The organism is Gemmatimonadaceae bacterium, assembly GCA_020846935.1.
Taxonomy (GTDB): Bacteria; Gemmatimonadota; Gemmatimonadetes; order Gemmatimonadales; family Gemmatimonadaceae; genus RBC101.
The window spans coordinates 92,387-108,996 of sequence record JADLCY010000014.1 but is presented as its reverse complement, the minus strand read 5'-3'; the positions used below and the strand labels follow the sequence as shown (position 1 = coordinate 108,996).

Here is a 16,610-nt window from a genome sequence, read left to right as displayed (position 1 = left end):
TGGCCATGCGCGCCTCCGTGAGACTCAGCAGGCGAAGCTGGTGCGTTCGCCCATCAGGCGCCTCCCTACCCGAGGAACTGCGACGGCTCGTGGAACTCGAGGCCGAACGCTTCGGCAACCCCTGGGTAGGTCACCTTGCCATCGATCATGTTCAGACCCTTCACCAGGGCCGGGCTGTCGCGAAGCGCCTGCTTCCAGCCCTTGTTGGCCAGCTGCAATGCGTAGGGCAACGTCGCGTTTGTCAGCGCGAGCGTCGAGGTGCGCGGCACGCCGCCCGGCATGTTCGCCACGCCATAGTGAATCACGCCGTCCACCACGTACGTCGGATTCTCGTGCGTCGTCGCCTTGATCGTCTCCACGCATCCGCCCTGGTCGATCGCCACGTCCACGATCACCGAGCCGGGCTGCATCCGCTTGAGGTCCTCGCGACGGACCAGGCGCGGCGCTTTCGCGCCCGGAATCAGCACGCCACCGACCACGAGATCCGCCGTGGCGATCTGCTCCAGGATGTTGTGCCGGTTCGAGTAGATGAGCTGCACGTTCGCCGGCATCACGTCCGAGAGGTAGCGCAGGCGATCGAGCGAGATGTCGAGGATCACGACCTTCGCCCCCATCCCCGCCGCCATCTTCGCCGCGTTGATGCCCACGATGCCGCCACCGAGAATCACGACCTTGGCCGGCGCCACGCCCGGAACGCCGCCCAACAGCACCCCACGCCCGCCATACAGCTTCTCGAGGTACTTGGCACCCTCCTGCACGGCCATGCGACCCGCCACTTCAGACATCGGGATCAGCAGCGGCAGGTCGCTCGGCGGCAGTTCCACCGTCTCGTACGCGATGCACGTCGCCCCGGACGCCATGTGTGCGCGCGTCAGCTTCTCGTCGGCCGCGAAATGGAAGTACGTGAAGATCACCTGGCCGCGCTTCATTCGCGGCCACTCCACCGCGATCGGTTCCTTCACCTTGATGATCATGTCCGCGTCGGCCCAGACCTTGTCGACGCTCGGCTCGATCGACGCCCCCACGGACAGGTAGTCCTGGTCGCTGAAGCCGCTGCCCTCACCGCCACCCTTCTCGACGGTGACATGATGACCGGCGGCCACGAGCGCCTCGGCCCCGGCCGGCACCAGGGCGATCCGGTTTTCATTCGTCTTGATTTCCTTCGGTACGCCGATGCGCATGGTCGTCGATGGGTCGAATGGGAATGGGTCAGTCGCCGGGTTCTGCAGGCCCCAACGTGAGGGTCGTCATGGACTCGGGCGCAAAGTACTCGCGTGCCACACCGCCTACGTCGGCGTCGCTGATCGCGTCGACCAGCGACAGGACTTCATCGAGCGGCCGGAAGGGTTCACCGTACAACTCCGTCGCCGCCGCACGATACAACCGTGCACCGGGACTCTCCAGCGACAAGGTGATCTGCCCCTTCAGCTGCGAGCGCCCCATCTGCAGTTCGTCGTCCGGAAGTCCGTGGGCGACCACATCGGCCAGTTCGGCGTGCACCGACGCCAGCGCCTCCGAAACCTGATCGGGGGACGTCGCGAGGTAGACGCCGTGCATGCCGGTCGTCGAGTAGTGGTGATGAAACGCGTAGATCGAATACGCGAGCCCGCGTTCCTCCCGAACTCGCTGAAACAAGCGGGAACTCATCCCGCCTCCAAGCACCGATGTCAGTAGCGTCAGCGCATAGCGTCGCTGGTCGACGTACCCGAACGACGGCGCGCCCAGCACCACGTGGCTCTGCGCAGCCTCGCGCTCGACGTGGCGGCGCTCCGCGATGTGCGGCGTCAGGACGCGGGGCGCAGCCGCGGCCGCCGTCCCGCGGCGGACATCGCCCCACCCGGCGCGCTGCAGCACGTCGATGAGCGCCTCGTGCTCTACGTGACCGGCGGCCGAGACCACGATCTGCTCCGGACGGTACGCGCGCTCGTGCAGGGCGCGGACCTCATCGAGCTGCATCGCACCAACGGTCGCGCGCGTGCCGAGGATCGAGTACCCCAGGGGGTGTCCCCCCCACAGCAGCTCGTTGTGGAGCTCGAACACGATGTCGTCGGGCGCATCCTCGACCATCGCGATCTCCTCGAGCACGACTTTGCGCTCCAACTCGAGGTCACTCTCGCGCAGGAGCGGCGAGAAGATCAGGTCGGCCATGACATCGGCGGCCTGCGGGAGATGCTCGTCGAGCACCCGCGCCTGAAAGGCCGTGTGCTCCCGTGACGTGTAGGCGTCGAGGGAGCCACCCAACGCCTCGAGGGTCAGCGCGAGCTCGCGCGCGGTGCGTCGCCGCGAGCCCTTGAAAACGAGGTGCTCGAGCATGTGCGAAACACCCATCTGCTCGCGGACCTCATGCACCGATGCGGAGCGGACCCACGCGCCAAGGGCGACGGACCGGACGTGCGGCATGTACTCCGACACGACCGTCAGGCCGTTGTCGAAGGTCGTGCGGCTCAGTCCCGTCTCGTCGCCCGTGGAGAGCACCAGATCATCCCGGCGTCAGTCTCTCCGACCGCGGCCACCCCGCCCGCCGCGGCTCCCCTCGCGCCCACCGCGCCGCTCCCGGCGCTCGCCGGACCCCTCGCCGTTCTCCGTCGGGGATTCGTCGGAGCCGCCACTCGCCACGGCGGCCTCGCCTTCTGGCGCGCCCTCGGGCTTGGGCACCAGCGCCTTCATCGAGAGGCGCAGGCGGCCGCGTTCGTCGCGGTCGATGAGCTTGACCGTGACGCGATCGCCCTTCTTCACGACGTCTTCGGTCTTCTCGACGCGCGTGTGGCGCATCTCGGAGATGTGCAGGAGCCCTTCGGTCCCCGGCATGATCTCGATGAACGCGCCAAAGGCCGTCGTGCTCTTCACCGCGCCTTCGTACGTCTCGCCCACGATCGGCTCGGCCGTGATGGCCTGCACCATCTGGCGCGCACGCTCCATCGACTCGCCACCCACCGCCGCGATCGTGACGAGGCCCGAGTCGTCGACCGTGATCTCCGCTCCGGTCTCTTCCTGAATGCCCCGGATCGTCTTGCCCTTGGGCCCGATGAGGTCACCGATCTTCTCGGGATTGATGTTCATCGTGACGATTCGCGGCGCGTACGGCGAGAGATCGGCACGCGGCGCAGCGAGGGCCTTCTTCATTTCGCCCAGGATGTGCAGGCGGCCTTCGCGGGCCTGGGCCAGCGCGTCACGCATGATTCCGAGGTCGAGCCCCTGGATCTTGATGTCCATCTGGATCGACGTGATGCCCTGCTCGGTGCCGGCGACCTTGAAGTCCATGTCGCCCAGGTGATCTTCGGTGCCGAGGATGTCGGTGAGGATGGCGTGCTTGTCCCCTTCCTTGATCAGGCCCATCGCGACCCCGGCGACGGCAGCACGGACCGGCACACCCGCATCGAACAACGCGAGCGAGCCGCCGCACACCGAAGCCATCGACGACGAGCCGTTGGACTCGAGGACGTCGGAGACGATCCTGATCGTATAGGGGAAGTCGTGAAAGTCGGGCAGGATCGCCTGCAGTGCACGCTCGGCGAGGTTGCCGTGACCGATTTCACGGCGGGACGTGCCGCGCATCGGACGCACTTCACCCGTCGAGAACGGCGGGAAGTTGTAGTGCAGCATGAACGACTGGGTGGACTCGCCGGACTCGTGGACCGTGTCGAGCCGTTGCACGTCGTCCGCAGTGCCCAGGGTGCAGGACACCAGAGCCTGCGTCTGGCCACGGGTGAACAGCGATGAGCCGTGCGCGCGCGGCAGGACCGACGCGTCGATCGAGATTGGGCGCACTTCGTTGCCCGCACGACCGTCGACGCGCTTGCCCGTGCTCAGCACCTGCGAGCGAAGGCCCGTGTACTCGAGGTCGTCGAGCACGCTGCCGACGTGGGGCGCCCACTCCGCGTTGGCCTCGATGAGCTTGGCCCTGGCGTCCTTCTTCACGGCCTCCACGGCCTGTACGCGGGTGGCCTTGTCCTTCTGGTTGAGCGCGGTCGCGATGCGCGACTCCGCTTCCTTCGTAACCGCGGCGACGATCTCGGCCGGCACTTCGGTTTTTGTCCACGCCATCTTGTCGGCGCGGCCCCGGGCGAGCAGCTCGTTCTGCATCGCGATGAGTTCTCTGATGCCCCCGTGCGCGACACCGAGCGCTTCGAGCGCCTCGGCTTCGCTCACTTCGTTGGCGCCACCTTCGACCATGACGATCGAGTCGCCCGACCCGGCCACGACAAACTCGAGGTCACTGTACTCGAGCTGCTGGAACGTGGGGTTGAGGATCCACTTGCCCTGTACGCGGCCGACGCGAACGCCGCCGAGCGGGCCGGAGAAGGGAATCTTCGAGGCGTTGATGGCGTAGGAGGCCGCCAGAAGGCCGAGGACGTCGGCGTCATTCTCCTGGTCCGCGGAGATTACGTAGACGTAGACCTGGACTTCGTTCTTGAAGCCCTCGGGGAACATCGGGCGAATCGAGCGATCGATGATGCGCGCCGAGAGGATCTCGTGGTCGTGCGGCCGGCCCTCGCGCTTGATGAAGCCGCCGGGGATCTTGCCGGCGGCGTAGGTCTTCTCGCGATACTCGACGAGCAGGGGAAAGAAGCCGAGGGCGCTTTCCTTGTCGCTGATCGTGACCGCGGCGAGGACCATCGTGTCCCCGAACCGCACGACCGCCGACCCCGCCGCCTGCTTGGCCATGCGGCCCGTTTCGATGGAAAGGGTGCGGCCGGCGAAGGTCTTCTCGATTCTCTGCATTTCTGATTGCCTCATGGCGCGCTGCAGGCGGCGCCCGTTCGTGGGCGCCGGAGCGCAAAGTGGACTTGAAGGGACTGCAACACAAAACGCGCGGGGCCGGATATGCCCCCGCGCGTGTCGAACTCAGGAAGTGGAACTAGTGGCGCAGACCAAGGTCGCCGATCACCTGACGGTACCCGTCCACATCGGACGACTTGAGGTACTCGAGCAGGCGGCGGCGCTTGCCGACCATCTTCAGGAGACCGCGACGACCGTGATGATCTTTCGGGTGCGTCTTGAAATGCCCGGTCAGGTAGTTGATGCGCTCCGTGAGCACCGCGATCTGTACACGCGCCGAACCGGTGTCCGTCTCGTGCGTCTTGTACTTCCCGATCGTCGCTGCCTTTTCAAAACTCATGGTGTATATTCTCCGGGCGACCACCGCCCATCCTTAGCTAAGCTGTTGGAAGCATAAGAACTTACTGGTCGTCATCTCACCTGTAAAGGCGTGCCAGATCGCTACCTCGGCAAAACCCTCGGCAAGTATCGCGTCGAGGAGCTGATCGGCTCTGGCGGCTTCGCCTGGGTATACCGTGGGTACGACCCCACGCTCGAGATCCCGGTCGCGCTCAAGGTGCTCAAGCCCCAGTTCGCCGGGGATCCGACCTTCGAGGAGCGATTCCGCCGCGAGGCCTCGACCGCCGCCCGACTCCGGCACCCCAATATCGTCAAGATCTACGAGGTCGGCCGCGACGGCGACGCGGTGTACTTCGCCATGGATTTCCTCCCCTCCGGGCTCGCCGCCCGCCTCGAAACGACCCCGTTCCTCGCCGAAGAGTTTGTCATCAAGGTCGGGATGGACGTGGCCCGGGCGCTCGGGTTTGCCCATCGCGAGGGCGTGATCCACCGCGATATCAAGGTCGACAACATCCTGTTCGACGTGCATGGCAATGCCGTGGTGGCGGACTTCGGCATCGCGCGCGCCGTGTCGGGCTACACGCAGCAGACCGGCACCAACATGGTCGTCGGCACGCCGCAATACTTCGCCCCTGAGCAGGCCCGGGCCAAGCCACTCGATGGCCGCGCCGACATCTACTCGCTCGGCGTTTCCATGTACCGCGCGTCCACCGGCCGACTGCCGTTTGAGGGCGAAGACTGGTATGAAATTGCGCGGGCCCACGTCGAGGACGTGCCGCCAAGCCCGCGGTCGCTGGCACCGAGCATATCCCCGGCCTTCGAGCGACTCCTGCTTCGTTGTCTCGCCAAACATCCGGACGACCGCCCGGCGACCGGCGAGCAGCTCTCGGACGAGCTGGCCGAGGTCCAGGCGAACCCGCGGGCGCTGACGCACGCGTCAGGCAACTCGGGGATGTTCCTGTCACCCACCGAAACGCCGACCATTCGCGAGCGCGCGGTCATTCCAGGGCGTCGGCGTCGGCGAAAGGGCGCACAGCGGGTGGCGCTCGTCGTGCTGGGCCTCGTGGTCCTCGCCGCAGGCGCTCTCCCGCTCCTGGCGCGCCGCAACGGTCAGGCAGCCCCCATCGGGGAGCCGCCGCCCCTGCTGCCGGCCGGGACGTTCATGATGGACCAACGGCTCGCCGACTCGCTCCGGTCCGACTCGACGGTGGACCCCATCGACGCCGTGATCGCCGGCCTCCAGCGTGCCGACTCGTCCCGCGCGACACGGCCGGTCACGCGGCTGAGCGTCACCGCGACCGAAGGCGCCCAGGTCACGGTGAATGGCGTGCCCGTGGGAACCGGCACGTGGTCGACCGACACGCTCAAGGCGGGCACATACCAGGTGCGCGCGCTGTTGTCTGCGCCGGAGGGATGTGAGACCGCGAGTGCCTCGCGGCCCGTGCAGCTCCGGGCAGGGACGACGCAGCGCGTCGCGCTCGACGTGCGATCGTGTGGCACGTTGTCGGTTTCGCTCGGCAACGATCCGCTGCCAGCGGGAGCCCGCTGGCAGGTCCAGGGGGGCGGCATCCGCCGCGAGGGTGCGCTCCCCCTTCAGGGCGCGATCGTGCTGCCCGCCGGGCTGTACGAGTTGCGGATCACGGCGGATCGGCCCTGCCAGGACTACCAGCAGGAGGTGCAGATCTCCGCGGAGCGGCCGTTCTCCCGCCGGGTGCGACTGCTGTGCGAGGTCACTCCGGACCGTTAGGCACGCCTGACCCCGTCCTCGCGACCTCGCCGTTCGACTCGATCACGGCGCAACCGACGCGCGGCTCGACGGCATGCACCGGCAACGCGGCATAGGGATCGCCAAACGCGCACGTGCGTCTCGCCGAGGCCTGCGACCGTTGGGGCCGCAACCCCGCGCGTCATTTTGCGAGGACCGCCGACGCACCTCCGATCGCTCCCCCGAGCAACAACCCCGCCCAGAACGGTGTCGCGCGATACCACGGCCGGCGCGGCGCCTCCAGGATCGCCACATGGTCCGTGGAGACCGCGGTGGTCTGCCCGGTGACGAGGGCGGTGGCGCGGCCATCGGCGACCACCACCACGCGGAAACGTGCGACCAGCTGATCCCGACGGCGCGGATCGACCGCGCTCCCGGTGAGGTCGCGCTTCACCCAGGTTTCGCTGCCCGTACGGAACGTGAGGCTCGTATCGCTCACCGAGGTGATCTCGAATCGCACGATACGCTGCTGCGCACCCAGGGCCGCGCTCGTCAGGCACGCCGGTGCGGTGGCCACGAGCGCGCTTGCGAGGCACGCCGCGCGCAGGCCCCTCATGAGAAGATCGCCTTGATGTCGTTGAACATCACGAGCACGAACGTCACCAGAAGAAAGATGACGCCTACACGCATGATGTATTCCTGCGTGCGCATGCTGAACTCGCTGCCCTTGATCGACTCCACGATACGCAGGACGATCTGGCCGCCGTCGAGCAGTGGCAAGGGGATGAGGTTCAGCACCGCGATGTTGATGCTGAGGAAGGCGAGCAGATAGAGCAGCGTTTCCACGCCGCTCTTCGCGGCCTGAAAGGACACCTGCGCGATGCGGATCGGCCCTCCGAGCTGCTTCACCGACACGCTGCCGCTGAACAGGCCCCCCACCACCTTGAATACTTCAGAGCCCATCGCGGTCGTTGCCGTCCAACCGTCGGTGACAGCGGTACCGAGTGCCACGGATTCGCGCTGCACACGCTGGGGCGGCGCGATGCCGACCTTGCCGACCTTCGTCGGCGCGCCCGTGACGGGATCGGGCTCGTCCACAACCTCGGGAGTCACCCGCAGTGTGACGCGTTCACCGTTCGTTCTGACCACGGCAAATGCGAGCGACGTACCGGCCGACGAGGCGATCCGATCCACCATGTCAGTCCAGCGGGTGACCACCGCGCCGTCAATGGACACGATCGAATCCCCGGCCACAAAACCCGCCACCGCGGCCGGGCGGCCAGCCACCACCGAGTCCACGACGGCAGGCTGGTAGGGTCGGCCGTAGTAGTACACGCTCCCGACGGCCACGACGAGCGCGAGCACCGCGTTCATGATCACGCCGGCCGACAACACGAAGATCTTGGCCCAGAGCGGCTTCGATTCGACCCACCGCTCCGGCGGGACCGGGATCGGCCCGAAGGGCTTGAGCGCAGACGGATCGTGGGGAATGGGATTGAGTCCGCGTTGGTGGCCCGGCACCCCTTCGGCGGGCTCGCGGGCGGACACGTCGGTCCCCCCTTCGATGGCGCTCGCGGACTCCGAGTCACGCGTGGCCATGGCCACGAACCCACCCACCGGGAACCACGACACCCGATAGTCGGTCTCTCCGCGCCGGATGCCCCAGAGTCGCGGGCCCCAGCCAAACGAGAACACCGGAGCGTAGACGCCGACGAGCTTCGCGGCGAGAAAGTGGCCAAGTTCGTGGACGAAGACCACGAGGCCAAACACGATGAGCGGGGCGAGCCAGGCTAACATCGGCAATGAGTCCGTACGAGGTTCCTGGCAGCCGCATCGGCTGCCATCAACTGGTCACGCGTGGTACCCGGCATCCCGCCTAACGCCTCGAGCGCGGCGCCGATCGCGCCGGGAATGCCGCCCAGGGCGATCCGTCCGTCGAGCACCAGGGACACCGCCTGCTCGTTTGCTGCATTGAACACCGCCGGAGCGGCACCACCCGTACGACCGGCTTCGATCCCGAGTTGCAGCGCCGGAAACGCCTCGTGGCGCACAGGCTCGAACGTCAGCGGCGACGAGCCGATGGGATCGAATCGTGGTACCCCGGCGTCGTCCAGACGATCGGGATGCGTAAGCGCATACAGGATCGGCAGCTCCATCGACGGAACGCCCATCTGCGCCACCACGCTCCCGTCCACGAACTCCACCAGGGAGTGCACGATGCTCTGCGGATGCACCACCACCTCGATCGCCTCGTATGGAATCCCAAAGAGAAAATGGGCCTCGATCACTTCCAGCGCCTTGTTGGCCAGGGTCGCGCTGTCGACCGTGATCTTGCGGCCCATGCGCCAGGTGGGATGCTGCAACGCGTCCTCCAGCGTCGCGGCGCGGAGCTTTTCGGCGTCCCAGGTCCGGAAGGGCCCGCCCGAGGCGGTAAGGATCAAGCGCCGAACCTGAGTCGACGGGGCGTTGCCCAGGCACTGCAGGATCGCGGAGTGCTCGGAGTCGATCGGAACCACGCTCCCCTTCCCCGCTCTGGCGGCCTCGAGCACCAACGCCCCGGCGACCACCAGTGATTCCTTGTTTGCCAGGGCAACACGCTTTCCGGCCGCGAGCGCGGCAAGCGTCGCATCCAGGCCGGCCGCGCCGACGACCGCGTTGAGCACGATGTCGACGTCTGGCAGCGCGGCGGCGTCCGTCAGGACTCCGGCGCCACGGCGCCAATGCCCGGGAGTCTCCGGCGGTGCATCGACCACGCCGACGAAGGGAACATTGAACCGACCTGCACACGCGGCCAGTGCATCCACATTGGAGTGCGCCGTCAACGCGCGCGGCACGAAGCGGTCGGCGTGGCGCTCGAGGACCCGGAGCGCCGACCGCCCGATCGAACCGGTGGCTCCGAGAATGGCAACGCCAGCCGGTGTCATCGCGGTGCGGCGACGAGCAGCCGGTTGAGGACGAGGTACGCGATCGGCAGCACGAAGTAGAGCGAGTCGAGGCGATCGAGAATGCCGCCATGACCCGGGAGCAGGTGCGAGCTGTCCTTCACGCCGGCCTGCCGCTTGAGCATCGATTCGAACAGGTCCCCGACCTGCGCCACCACACTCACCACACCGCCAAAGATCACCACCATCGCTGGCGTGAGTGCGAGCTGCGCCACGGGCCGCAACACCAGCGTGTTGTAGGCGACCGCGGCGGCCATCGTCACCGCCAGTGCACCCACGGCGCCCGCGCGCGTCTTGCCGGGGCTGATCGACGGCATGAGCTTCGCCCGCCCGAGTGCGCGTCCGACGAAATACGCGCCAATATCGGACGCCCACGTCAGCACGACCGGGAACAGCACCAGCGCCATGCCAGCGCTCGGCGTCGTCACGAATCGGTGGTGTCGCAAGAGGTAGGCGAAGGTGAGCAACCCGCCGGCGTACACCGCGCCAAACGCCGTCACGGCAACCGTCTCGAGCGGTCGCCCTTCGACACCGCGCGCCCCCAGCGTCACGCCGAGGAGCGCCACCAGGACCACGGCAGCGATCGCAGCCGGACTCTGGAGCAGGGACAACCGATCGAGAGCCGCATAGAGCGGCACGGCGGCGGCAACGGCAATGCCGGGTACATCGAGGGCCTCGATGCCGAGGCGGCGTGTCATGCGAAAGAGTTCCCACGCGCCGAGCCCGCCGAGTACGCCCAGGAACAGCGCCAGCGGGAGCTCGCCCAGGTAGACGAGCCCAACGACGAGGGGAATGCCGACGACCGCGACTGCGACTCGGCGCGCCAGTTCGCCGATGGGTCAGACCTCCATGATTTCGGCTTCCTTCGCCTTCATCGCGGCGTCGATACGGGCGATCGCCTCATCGTGGATCTTCTGCAGTTCCTTTTCTCCGTGCTTCACGTCGTCCTCGGACACGCCGTCGAGCTTCTTGAAGCCAGTGCGGGCCTCGGTGCGCCAATGGCGCACGGCAATGCGGCCCTCTTCGGCGAACTTGTGGATGACCTTCGCGAGATCCTTGCGCCGCTGCTCGTTCATCGAGGGCAACGGGACACGGATGATCGCGCCCTGGATCGCCGGATCGAGCCCGAGATCGGCCTCACGGATCGCCTTTTCGACGGCCTTGATCTGCCCCTTGTCGAAGGGCGTGACCACCAGCAGTCGCGGCTCCGGGGCCGCGACGGTGGCCACCTGGTTCAGCATCATGTGGCTGCCATACATCTCGACGCGGACGGTATCGAGCATGTTGGTCGTGGCCTTGCCCGACCGAATCGACGCGAACTCGTGTTTCGTGCTGTCGAAGGCCTTGTCCATGTGGGCCTTCGCGTCCTTCAGGAGGTTGGCAATGCTCATTGCACGATCGTTCCCACGCGCTCGCCGCGCACCGCGCGCGCAACTGCGCCTTTCTCGTGAATGTTGAGGACAATCAGCGGCAGCTTGTTCTCCTTGCAGAGCGTGACTGCCGTCTGGTCCATCACCCCGAGCTCCTCGAGCATGACGTCGCGGTAGGAGATCTGCTCGTAACGCGTGGCGCTGGGGTTCTTCTTGGGATCTGCACTGTAGACGCCGTCCACCGACGTGGCCTTGATGATGACGTCGGCCTTGATCTGGATCGCTCGCAGCGCCGCAGCCGTATCGGTGGAGAAATACGGGTTGCCGGTGCCGGCGGCGAACACGACGATCCGGCCTTTCTCAAAGTGGCGAAGCGCGCGCCGGCGGATGTACGGCTCGGCGAGTTCCTCCATGCGGATCGCCGTCATGACCCGCGTGTCGAGGTGCTTCTTTTCGAGCGTGTCCTGCAGGGCGAGCGCGTTGATCACGGTGCCAAGCATGCCCATGTAGTCTGCCGCCACACGGTCCATGCCGAGTGCGGCGAGTTGCGTGCCGCGCACCATGTTGCCACCGCCGATCACCAGCCCGATCCCCACACCGAGTTCGTGGACCGCCTTGATCTCCTCGGCAAACTGGTTGACCCGCTCGAAATCGTATCCAAAGCCCTTGTCCCCGGCGAGGGCCTCACCGGAGAGTTTGAGCAGGATGCGCGGATACGGGAGCGACATGGGGACGGGTGAACGGGTGGCGGTTGGATGAATGGGCAGTCGCTCGGCGAGCCTAACCCGGTCGACTGTCTGCGCGCAAGGATGTTCCCCGGGCTTCGTGAGGTGGACGCGGAAGGCCGCGACGAATCAACGCGTCCCACCGTGACATGGGTCCACCCGTTGATCCGCGCGCGTCCGGCATCCGTCCATCCGTCAGCGCCGTTCATCCTCCCACCCGTCCATCCATCCGCACTACTCCTCTCCCATCTGATAGCGCACGAAGCGACGGATGGCGAGCGGCGAACCGCCTTCCCTGGCCTTCTGCTCCACCAGCTGCTTGATCGACATGTTCGGATCGCGCACCCAGGGCTGTTCGAGCAGTGCCGCTTCGGCGTAGAGCTTGTTGACCTGTCCGTCCACCATGCGAGCAACGATGTTGTCCGGCTTGCCCGACTCCTTCGCCTGGGCCGTAAAGATCTCACGCTCCTTTTCGACGAACGCCTTGGGCACGTCATCGCGCGTGACGCCATAGGGCACGCGTGGTACACCGGCGGCGACGTGTTCAGCGACGGACTTGGCCAGCTCGCGGGCCGCGGCGTTGTTGGCGCCCGTCACGTCGACCACCGCCGCGACCTTGCCGTTGAAATGCACGTAGTGCCCGATGACGCCATCGGTGGCAAACCGCGCATAGCGGCGGAACACGACGTTTTCGCCGGTCTTCGCGGACGCTTCCTTCACGACGTCGGCCACGGTCCTGGACTGGTCCTGATGCCACGCCTGCCCAAGGACGGTGCCCTCCGCGGCGTTGTGGACGGCGGAGTCGAGCGCACTGTCGGCAAAGACGTGCTCGGCCAGGGCGTGCGCGATCGTCCCGAACTCGTCATTTCTCGCGACGAAGTCGGTTTCCGAATTGACTTCGATGATCGAGGCGGTCTGCCCGTGGTCCGCGAGCTTGACCACGATGCGGCCTTCGGTCGCCGAACGCCCAGCGCGCTTCTCGGCCTTGGTGATGCCCTTCATGCGAAGGATCTCGATCGCCTTGGTGATATCTCCCGCGGCCTCCTCGAGTGCCTTCTTGCAATCCATCATGCCAGCGCCCGTGCGGGCCCGGAGGTCTGCTACGTCCTTTGCGGTGATCGCCATCGTCAGGATCCTTGCGTGTTGTGGAAACGCCGCCGGCAAATCGGCCGGCGGCGTTCGGATTGGCTTGGTGAATCGGGAGCTCCTGTCACAGTCGCTCTCCGGAAGTACCAGGGGCGCCGCCAGCACCCCCCGAACGCGTCTACTCGGCCTCCGGCGTCGCTTCGCCGCCGTCGGCATCGCCACCTTCGGCACCTTCGACGCCGGGGGTCTTGAGCCGCGCGGCGATGGCCTCGGGCTTGGCCCGACGGCGCCGCGGACGGCGACGGCGACGACGCTCGTCGTCACCGGTAGGCTCGAGGCCACGATCCGACGAATACGTGCTCTCCTCCGCCTCTTCTTCGACCGCTCGAACCGGCGCCTCGCGGCGCGCTTCGGCGATGACGTCGCCGATGAACTTCGTGATCAGCTCGACGGAGCGGATCGCGTCGTCGTTCCCAGCGATCGGGACCGTGATGAGGTCGGGGTCCGAGTTCGTGTCGCAGATCGCGACGATCGGGATCCCGAGCTTGTTGGCCTCAGACACCGCAATGCGCTCCTTCTTGGCGTCGATCACGAACATGAGCCCCGGGAGGCGCGTCATGTTCTTGATGCCGGCCAGGTTCTTGAGGAGCTTGTCGCGCTGCCTGGTAAGGAGAAGCTGTTCCTTCTTGGTGTAGTTCTCGAACTCACCACCGGCCTCGGAGCCCGCCTCGAGCTCCTTGAGCCGGCGCGTCTGCTTCTTGATCGTGCCGAAGTTGGTGAGCAGCCCGCCGAGCCAGCGTTCGGTGACGTGGAGGGCGCCGCACCGATCGGCTTCGGCCTTCACGATGGCCGAGACCTGCCGCTTGGTGCAGACAAAGAGCACGTTCTCGCCGCGGAGGACGGTCTGGCGCACGAACTCCTGCGCCGCTTCGATCTGCTTGAGGGTCTTCTGCAGATCGATGATGTGGATGCCATTGCGCTCGGCGAAGATGAAGCGGCGCATCTTCGGGTTCCAACGACGGGTCTGGTGCCCGAAGTGGACGCCGGCTTCCAGCAACTGCTCGAGGGACGGTGCGGACATGGAACTCCTGTCGGGTTGGGCCACCGTGTCCGTCGTCGTCGCCATCGACCGGCGGAGCCGGCACCCGAGGCGACTCGGGACACGTGAGGAATGAGAACGGACGAACCTGGAACGAAACGAGCGTGGAACCACACGACGGGAGCGGAGGGTGCCGGCGCGAGACCGACGCCTCCGCTCTCGCGACAGCCTAACGCTTGGAGAACTGGAAACGCTTGCGGGCGCCCGGGCGGCCCGGCTTCTTGCGCTCCACGGCGCGCGCGTCACGCGTGAGGAGCCCGAGGTCGCGCAGCTTGCGACGGTGCGTTTCGTCGACGGACACGAGCGCCCGCGCCACGGCGAGGCGCAGCGCCCCGGCCTGACCGGTGAGTCCCCCGCCTTCGACCTTGGCGCGTACGTCGAAGCGCCCGAGCGAGTCCGTCGCGGTGAACGCCTGCTGAATCGCCGAGACGAGCGTCGGGCGCGGGAAGTAGTCGCCCAGGGTGCGACCATTCACGTCCCACTTGCCCGAGCCGGGCTTGAGGTAAACGCGGCAGACAGCCTCCTTGCGGCGGCCCACGGCGCGGATCTGCGATTCAGCCATGCTCAGGTGCTCTGCTTGGAAAAGGTCAGGACGGTTGGCTTCTGGGCGGCGTGCGGGTGCTCGCCATTGGCGTACACGCGCAGCTTGAGACGCAACACCTGTCGGGCGAGGGCCGACTTGGGCAGCATGCCGTGCACGGCCTTCTCGATCACGCGCTCCGGGTGCTTGGCCGCAACCGATGCGTAGGGCGTCTTGCGCTCGTGACCCATGTAGCCCGTGTGCGAGAAGTAGGTCTTCTGATCGCTCTTCTTGCCCGTCACCCGGACCTTGGACGCATTGATGACAATGACGTTGTCACCCGTGTCCATGTGCGGGGTGTAGATCGGCTTGTGCTTGCCGCGGAGAATCTTTGCGATTTCGGACGCGAGGCGCCCAAGCACCATCCCGTCGGCATCGACAATGAACCACTTGCGCTCGATGTCCGCGGGGGTCGCGCTGAAAGTCTTCATGTTCGGAAACGAATGACGAGCACGACACTCTGGTCTGGCGCCGGGAGCCGACAACAAGACCGAGGTCAGTTTTGGCAGACCTTCAACGTAGGTAGACGCCGGGAACATGTCAACGGACGAGTGAGCGAAATGCCGATGGCACCGCCATTTACCCCGCACCTCCCGCGACAGAGGACGTACCCACGACGCCCCGCCCGGGCCTGGACGACAAGCGCCGCCGGACCCCAGGGGGTCCGACGGCGCTTGATGGAACCAGACGGTGGGAAACTTCCGGGGTCGAGCCCGGAAGTTTCCCGCCCAAGCCGCTACTTGCCGCTCAGGTTCGGGTTGTTGTCGCGTTCCGTGATCGGAAGGGGATAACACGTCTTGCTTGCGATCGCCGGGAAACCGGGCTTGAAGTAGGCCTGCCCGGGCACCGGAATCCCCGTCATGGCCGTCGGGTGGCGACGCCAATCGCCCTGGCGCTGTCCCTCGAGGTAGAAGTCAAGCGACTTCTGCCACAGGAACTCCTTGAGCACACTCGCTGCGTCGGTCGGTCCGGTGTACGGGCCAACGCCGGCCACCGAGCGCCGTGCGGCAATCAGCGTCTGCTGCGCGGCCGGTCCGGCAACTTCGGCGGCGATGTACTCCGCCTCGAGCTTGGACGCGACCCGCACGGGCGTGTTGAACGCGGGATACTTGTTCTGGATGAAGAACGCGCCGGTCGAGGCGTCCTGCGGCGCCAGGGAGTGCTCGGCGGGCGTCTTGTACGGCACGCGGTTGTCGGGACGTACGCGGAAGATCTCCGAGACCCCGATCGAGCCGCGGTCGGATGTGAACTGCCAGAACCGATTCCCGAGCCGCGTGCGCTGCGCGAGGTTGTCGATCATGGGGAACGAGTACGAGAACCCGGACGGAACCGCCGCGGCGTCGGCCGCCGCCTGAGCGCCGCGTCCCGCCTGCAGGTGCGCGCGAGCGCGACCAACGCGAGCAATGTTGGCCAACTGAACACCGTCTGCCGTGGCGTTCGCGGAGCCGATGGTGATGGCGTTGGTGAAATTGGCCACCGCCGAGTCGAGCATCGCGGCCGTGGTCAGTTCGGGACCGCCGTCCACGACACCGCTACAGAAGTCCTGCGCCATCGTCACGAACGAATACCCACGCCAGGTCGCGGCCCGCGCGTAGTTGATGTTCGTGGTCGGGTTCGGAAGGTTCAGGTTAAGCACGATCTTGGCCGAGGCAGCAGCCAGGGAGATCGGCACCCAGACATCACCCGAGAGCGATCCGTTCGACTCGTTGGTGTCGCGTCGTCCGAACTCGTTCCGCGTCGGGAAGGTCTCGGCCACGATGCTCTCGCCGTTGAACCACGAGGAGTACATCACCGACCATCCCATGGCCACGGCGTAGTTCTGTTGCGCCGACAGCGCGAGCGTGGCGGCGTCCTTGACCGGGTCGATCGCCGACACGTCGACGACGTTCGGATTCTCCACGGTGAGGAACTCGGTGCAGCCCACGCTCGCAAGGACCGCGGCGGCACCCAGCAGGCGCCCGAAGGCGCGAGTTGTTGTCGTCATG

Annotated in this window: 16 protein-coding genes; 1 reads left to right on the top strand and 15 read right to left on the bottom strand. The window is 66.6% G+C overall.

The features are described from left to right. Positions 1–65: 65 nt before the first annotated feature. The 4 genes from ald to rpsO all read right to left on the bottom strand — a co-directional run bounded on the left by ald (position 66) and on the right by rpsO (position 5,119). Positions 66–1,181, bottom strand: coding sequence for an alanine dehydrogenase (gene ald / locus IT361_17115; protein ID MCC6319395.1), 1,116 nt, complete (start codon positions 1,179–1,181; stop codon positions 66–68). Between the two features lie 28 nt (positions 1,182–1,209). Next, a complete protein-coding gene (locus tag IT361_17110; GenBank protein ID MCC6319394.1) occupies positions 1,210–2,475 on the bottom strand; it encodes an insulinase family protein in 1,266 nt (421 codons plus the stop codon). A 15-nt stretch (positions 2,476–2,490) separates the two neighbouring features. Beyond that, positions 2,491–4,722 carry a polyribonucleotide nucleotidyltransferase gene (locus IT361_17105; protein ID MCC6319393.1) on the bottom strand — a complete coding sequence of 744 codons (2,232 nt, stop codon included), beginning with the start codon at positions 4,720–4,722 and terminating at the stop codon, positions 2,491–2,493. Between the two features lie 136 nt (positions 4,723–4,858). Further along, positions 4,859–5,119 carry a 30S ribosomal protein S15 gene (rpsO, locus tag IT361_17100; GenBank protein MCC6319392.1) on the bottom strand — a complete coding sequence of 87 codons (261 nt, stop codon included), beginning with the start codon at positions 5,117–5,119 and terminating at the stop codon, positions 4,859–4,861. Positions 5,120–5,209: 90 nt separating this feature from the next. Between rpsO and IT361_17095 the strand changes: the two genes are divergently transcribed. Next, entirely contained in the window at positions 5,210–6,865 is a 1,656-nt protein-coding gene (locus IT361_17095; GenBank protein MCC6319391.1) for a serine/threonine protein kinase, read from the top strand. 160 nt (positions 6,866–7,025) lie between these two features. On the opposite strand, the gene IT361_17090 is transcribed toward IT361_17095, so the two are convergent. The 11 genes from IT361_17090 to IT361_17040 form a co-directional block, all read right to left on the bottom strand. Further along, positions 7,026–7,439 carry a hypothetical protein gene (locus tag IT361_17090; protein ID MCC6319390.1) on the bottom strand — a complete coding sequence of 138 codons (414 nt, stop codon included), beginning with the start codon at positions 7,437–7,439 and terminating at the stop codon, positions 7,026–7,028. Next, positions 7,436–8,620, bottom strand: coding sequence for an RIP metalloprotease RseP (gene rseP / locus IT361_17085; protein ID MCC6319389.1), 1,185 nt, complete (start codon positions 8,618–8,620; stop codon positions 7,436–7,438). The genes IT361_17090 and rseP overlap by 4 nt, the downstream gene beginning before the upstream one ends. Continuing rightward, on the bottom strand, positions 8,614–9,747 hold the full coding sequence (locus tag IT361_17080) for a 1-deoxy-D-xylulose-5-phosphate reductoisomerase (GenBank protein ID MCC6319388.1): 1,134 nt from the start codon (positions 9,745–9,747) through the stop codon (positions 8,614–8,616). The genes rseP and IT361_17080 overlap by 7 nt, the downstream gene beginning before the upstream one ends. Further along, positions 9,744–10,601: a phosphatidate cytidylyltransferase gene (locus tag IT361_17075; protein ID MCC6319387.1), complete on the bottom strand. Its 858-nt coding sequence runs from the start codon at positions 10,599–10,601 to the stop codon at positions 9,744–9,746. Before IT361_17075 ends, IT361_17080 begins: the two co-directional genes overlap by 4 nt. Before the next feature lie 3 nt (positions 10,602–10,604). Further along, the gene (frr, locus tag IT361_17070; GenBank protein MCC6319386.1) at positions 10,605–11,156 is read right to left on the bottom strand and encodes a ribosome recycling factor; all 552 of its coding nucleotides are present in this window, start codon (positions 11,154–11,156) and stop codon (positions 10,605–10,607) included. After that, positions 11,153–11,863: a UMP kinase gene (locus IT361_17065; protein MCC6319385.1), complete on the bottom strand. Its 711-nt coding sequence runs from the start codon at positions 11,861–11,863 to the stop codon at positions 11,153–11,155. Before IT361_17065 ends, frr begins: the two co-directional genes overlap by 4 nt. A gap of 231 nt (positions 11,864–12,094) precedes the next feature. Further along, the gene (locus IT361_17060) at positions 12,095–12,985 is read right to left on the bottom strand and encodes an elongation factor Ts (protein ID MCC6319384.1); all 891 of its coding nucleotides are present in this window, start codon (positions 12,983–12,985) and stop codon (positions 12,095–12,097) included. A gap of 139 nt (positions 12,986–13,124) precedes the next feature. Further along, a complete protein-coding gene (gene rpsB, locus IT361_17055) occupies positions 13,125–14,027 on the bottom strand; it encodes a 30S ribosomal protein S2 (protein MCC6319383.1) in 903 nt (300 codons plus the stop codon). Between the two features lie 187 nt (positions 14,028–14,214). Beyond that, on the bottom strand, positions 14,215–14,607 hold the full coding sequence (gene rpsI, locus IT361_17050) for a 30S ribosomal protein S9 (GenBank protein ID MCC6319382.1): 393 nt from the start codon (positions 14,605–14,607) through the stop codon (positions 14,215–14,217). 2 nt (positions 14,608–14,609) lie between these two features. Then, positions 14,610–15,056, bottom strand: a complete 447-nt coding sequence (gene rplM, locus IT361_17045) for a 50S ribosomal protein L13 (protein ID MCC6319381.1) — start codon at positions 15,054–15,056, stop codon at positions 14,610–14,612. A 305-nt stretch (positions 15,057–15,361) separates the two neighbouring features. After that, positions 15,362–16,609, bottom strand: coding sequence for a hypothetical protein (locus IT361_17040; GenBank protein ID MCC6319380.1), 1,248 nt, complete (start codon positions 16,607–16,609; stop codon positions 15,362–15,364). Position 16,610 lies beyond the last annotated feature (1 nt).

Excerpts from the sequence above, each read along its gene's own strand:
- rpsI (MCC6319382.1), bottom strand. The coding sequence starts at position 14,607 with ATGGCTGAATCGCAGATCCGCGCCGTGGGCCGCCGCAAGGAGGCTGTC.
- frr (MCC6319386.1), bottom strand. The coding sequence starts at position 11,156 with ATGAGCATTGCCAACCTCCTGAAGGACGCGAAGGCCCACATGGACAAG.
- rseP (MCC6319389.1), bottom strand. The coding sequence starts at position 8,620 with ATGTTAGCCTGGCTCGCCCCGCTCATCGTGTTTGGCCTCGTGGTCTTC.
- IT361_17040 (MCC6319380.1), bottom strand. The coding sequence starts at position 16,609 with ATGACGACAACAACTCGCGCCTTCGGGCGCCTGCTGGGTGCCGCCGCG.
- IT361_17105 (MCC6319393.1), bottom strand. The coding sequence starts at position 4,722 with ATGCAGAGAATCGAGAAGACCTTCGCCGGCCGCACCCTTTCCATCGAA.
- IT361_17090 (MCC6319390.1), bottom strand. The coding sequence starts at position 7,439 with ATGAGGGGCCTGCGCGCGGCGTGCCTCGCAAGCGCGCTCGTGGCCACC.
- rplM (MCC6319381.1), bottom strand. The coding sequence starts at position 15,056 with ATGAAGACTTTCAGCGCGACCCCCGCGGACATCGAGCGCAAGTGGTTC.
- ald (MCC6319395.1), bottom strand. The coding sequence starts at position 1,181 with ATGCGCATCGGCGTACCGAAGGAAATCAAGACGAATGAAAACCGGATC.
- IT361_17065 (MCC6319385.1), bottom strand. The coding sequence starts at position 11,863 with ATGTCGCTCCCGTATCCGCGCATCCTGCTCAAACTCTCCGGTGAGGCC.
- rpsO (MCC6319392.1), bottom strand. The coding sequence starts at position 5,119 with ATGAGTTTTGAAAAGGCAGCGACGATCGGGAAGTACAAGACGCACGAG.
- IT361_17060 (MCC6319384.1), bottom strand. The coding sequence starts at position 12,985 with ATGGCGATCACCGCAAAGGACGTAGCAGACCTCCGGGCCCGCACGGGC.
- rpsB (MCC6319383.1), bottom strand. The coding sequence starts at position 14,027 with ATGTCCGCACCGTCCCTCGAGCAGTTGCTGGAAGCCGGCGTCCACTTC.
- IT361_17080 (MCC6319388.1), bottom strand. The coding sequence starts at position 9,747 with ATGACACCGGCTGGCGTTGCCATTCTCGGAGCCACCGGTTCGATCGGG.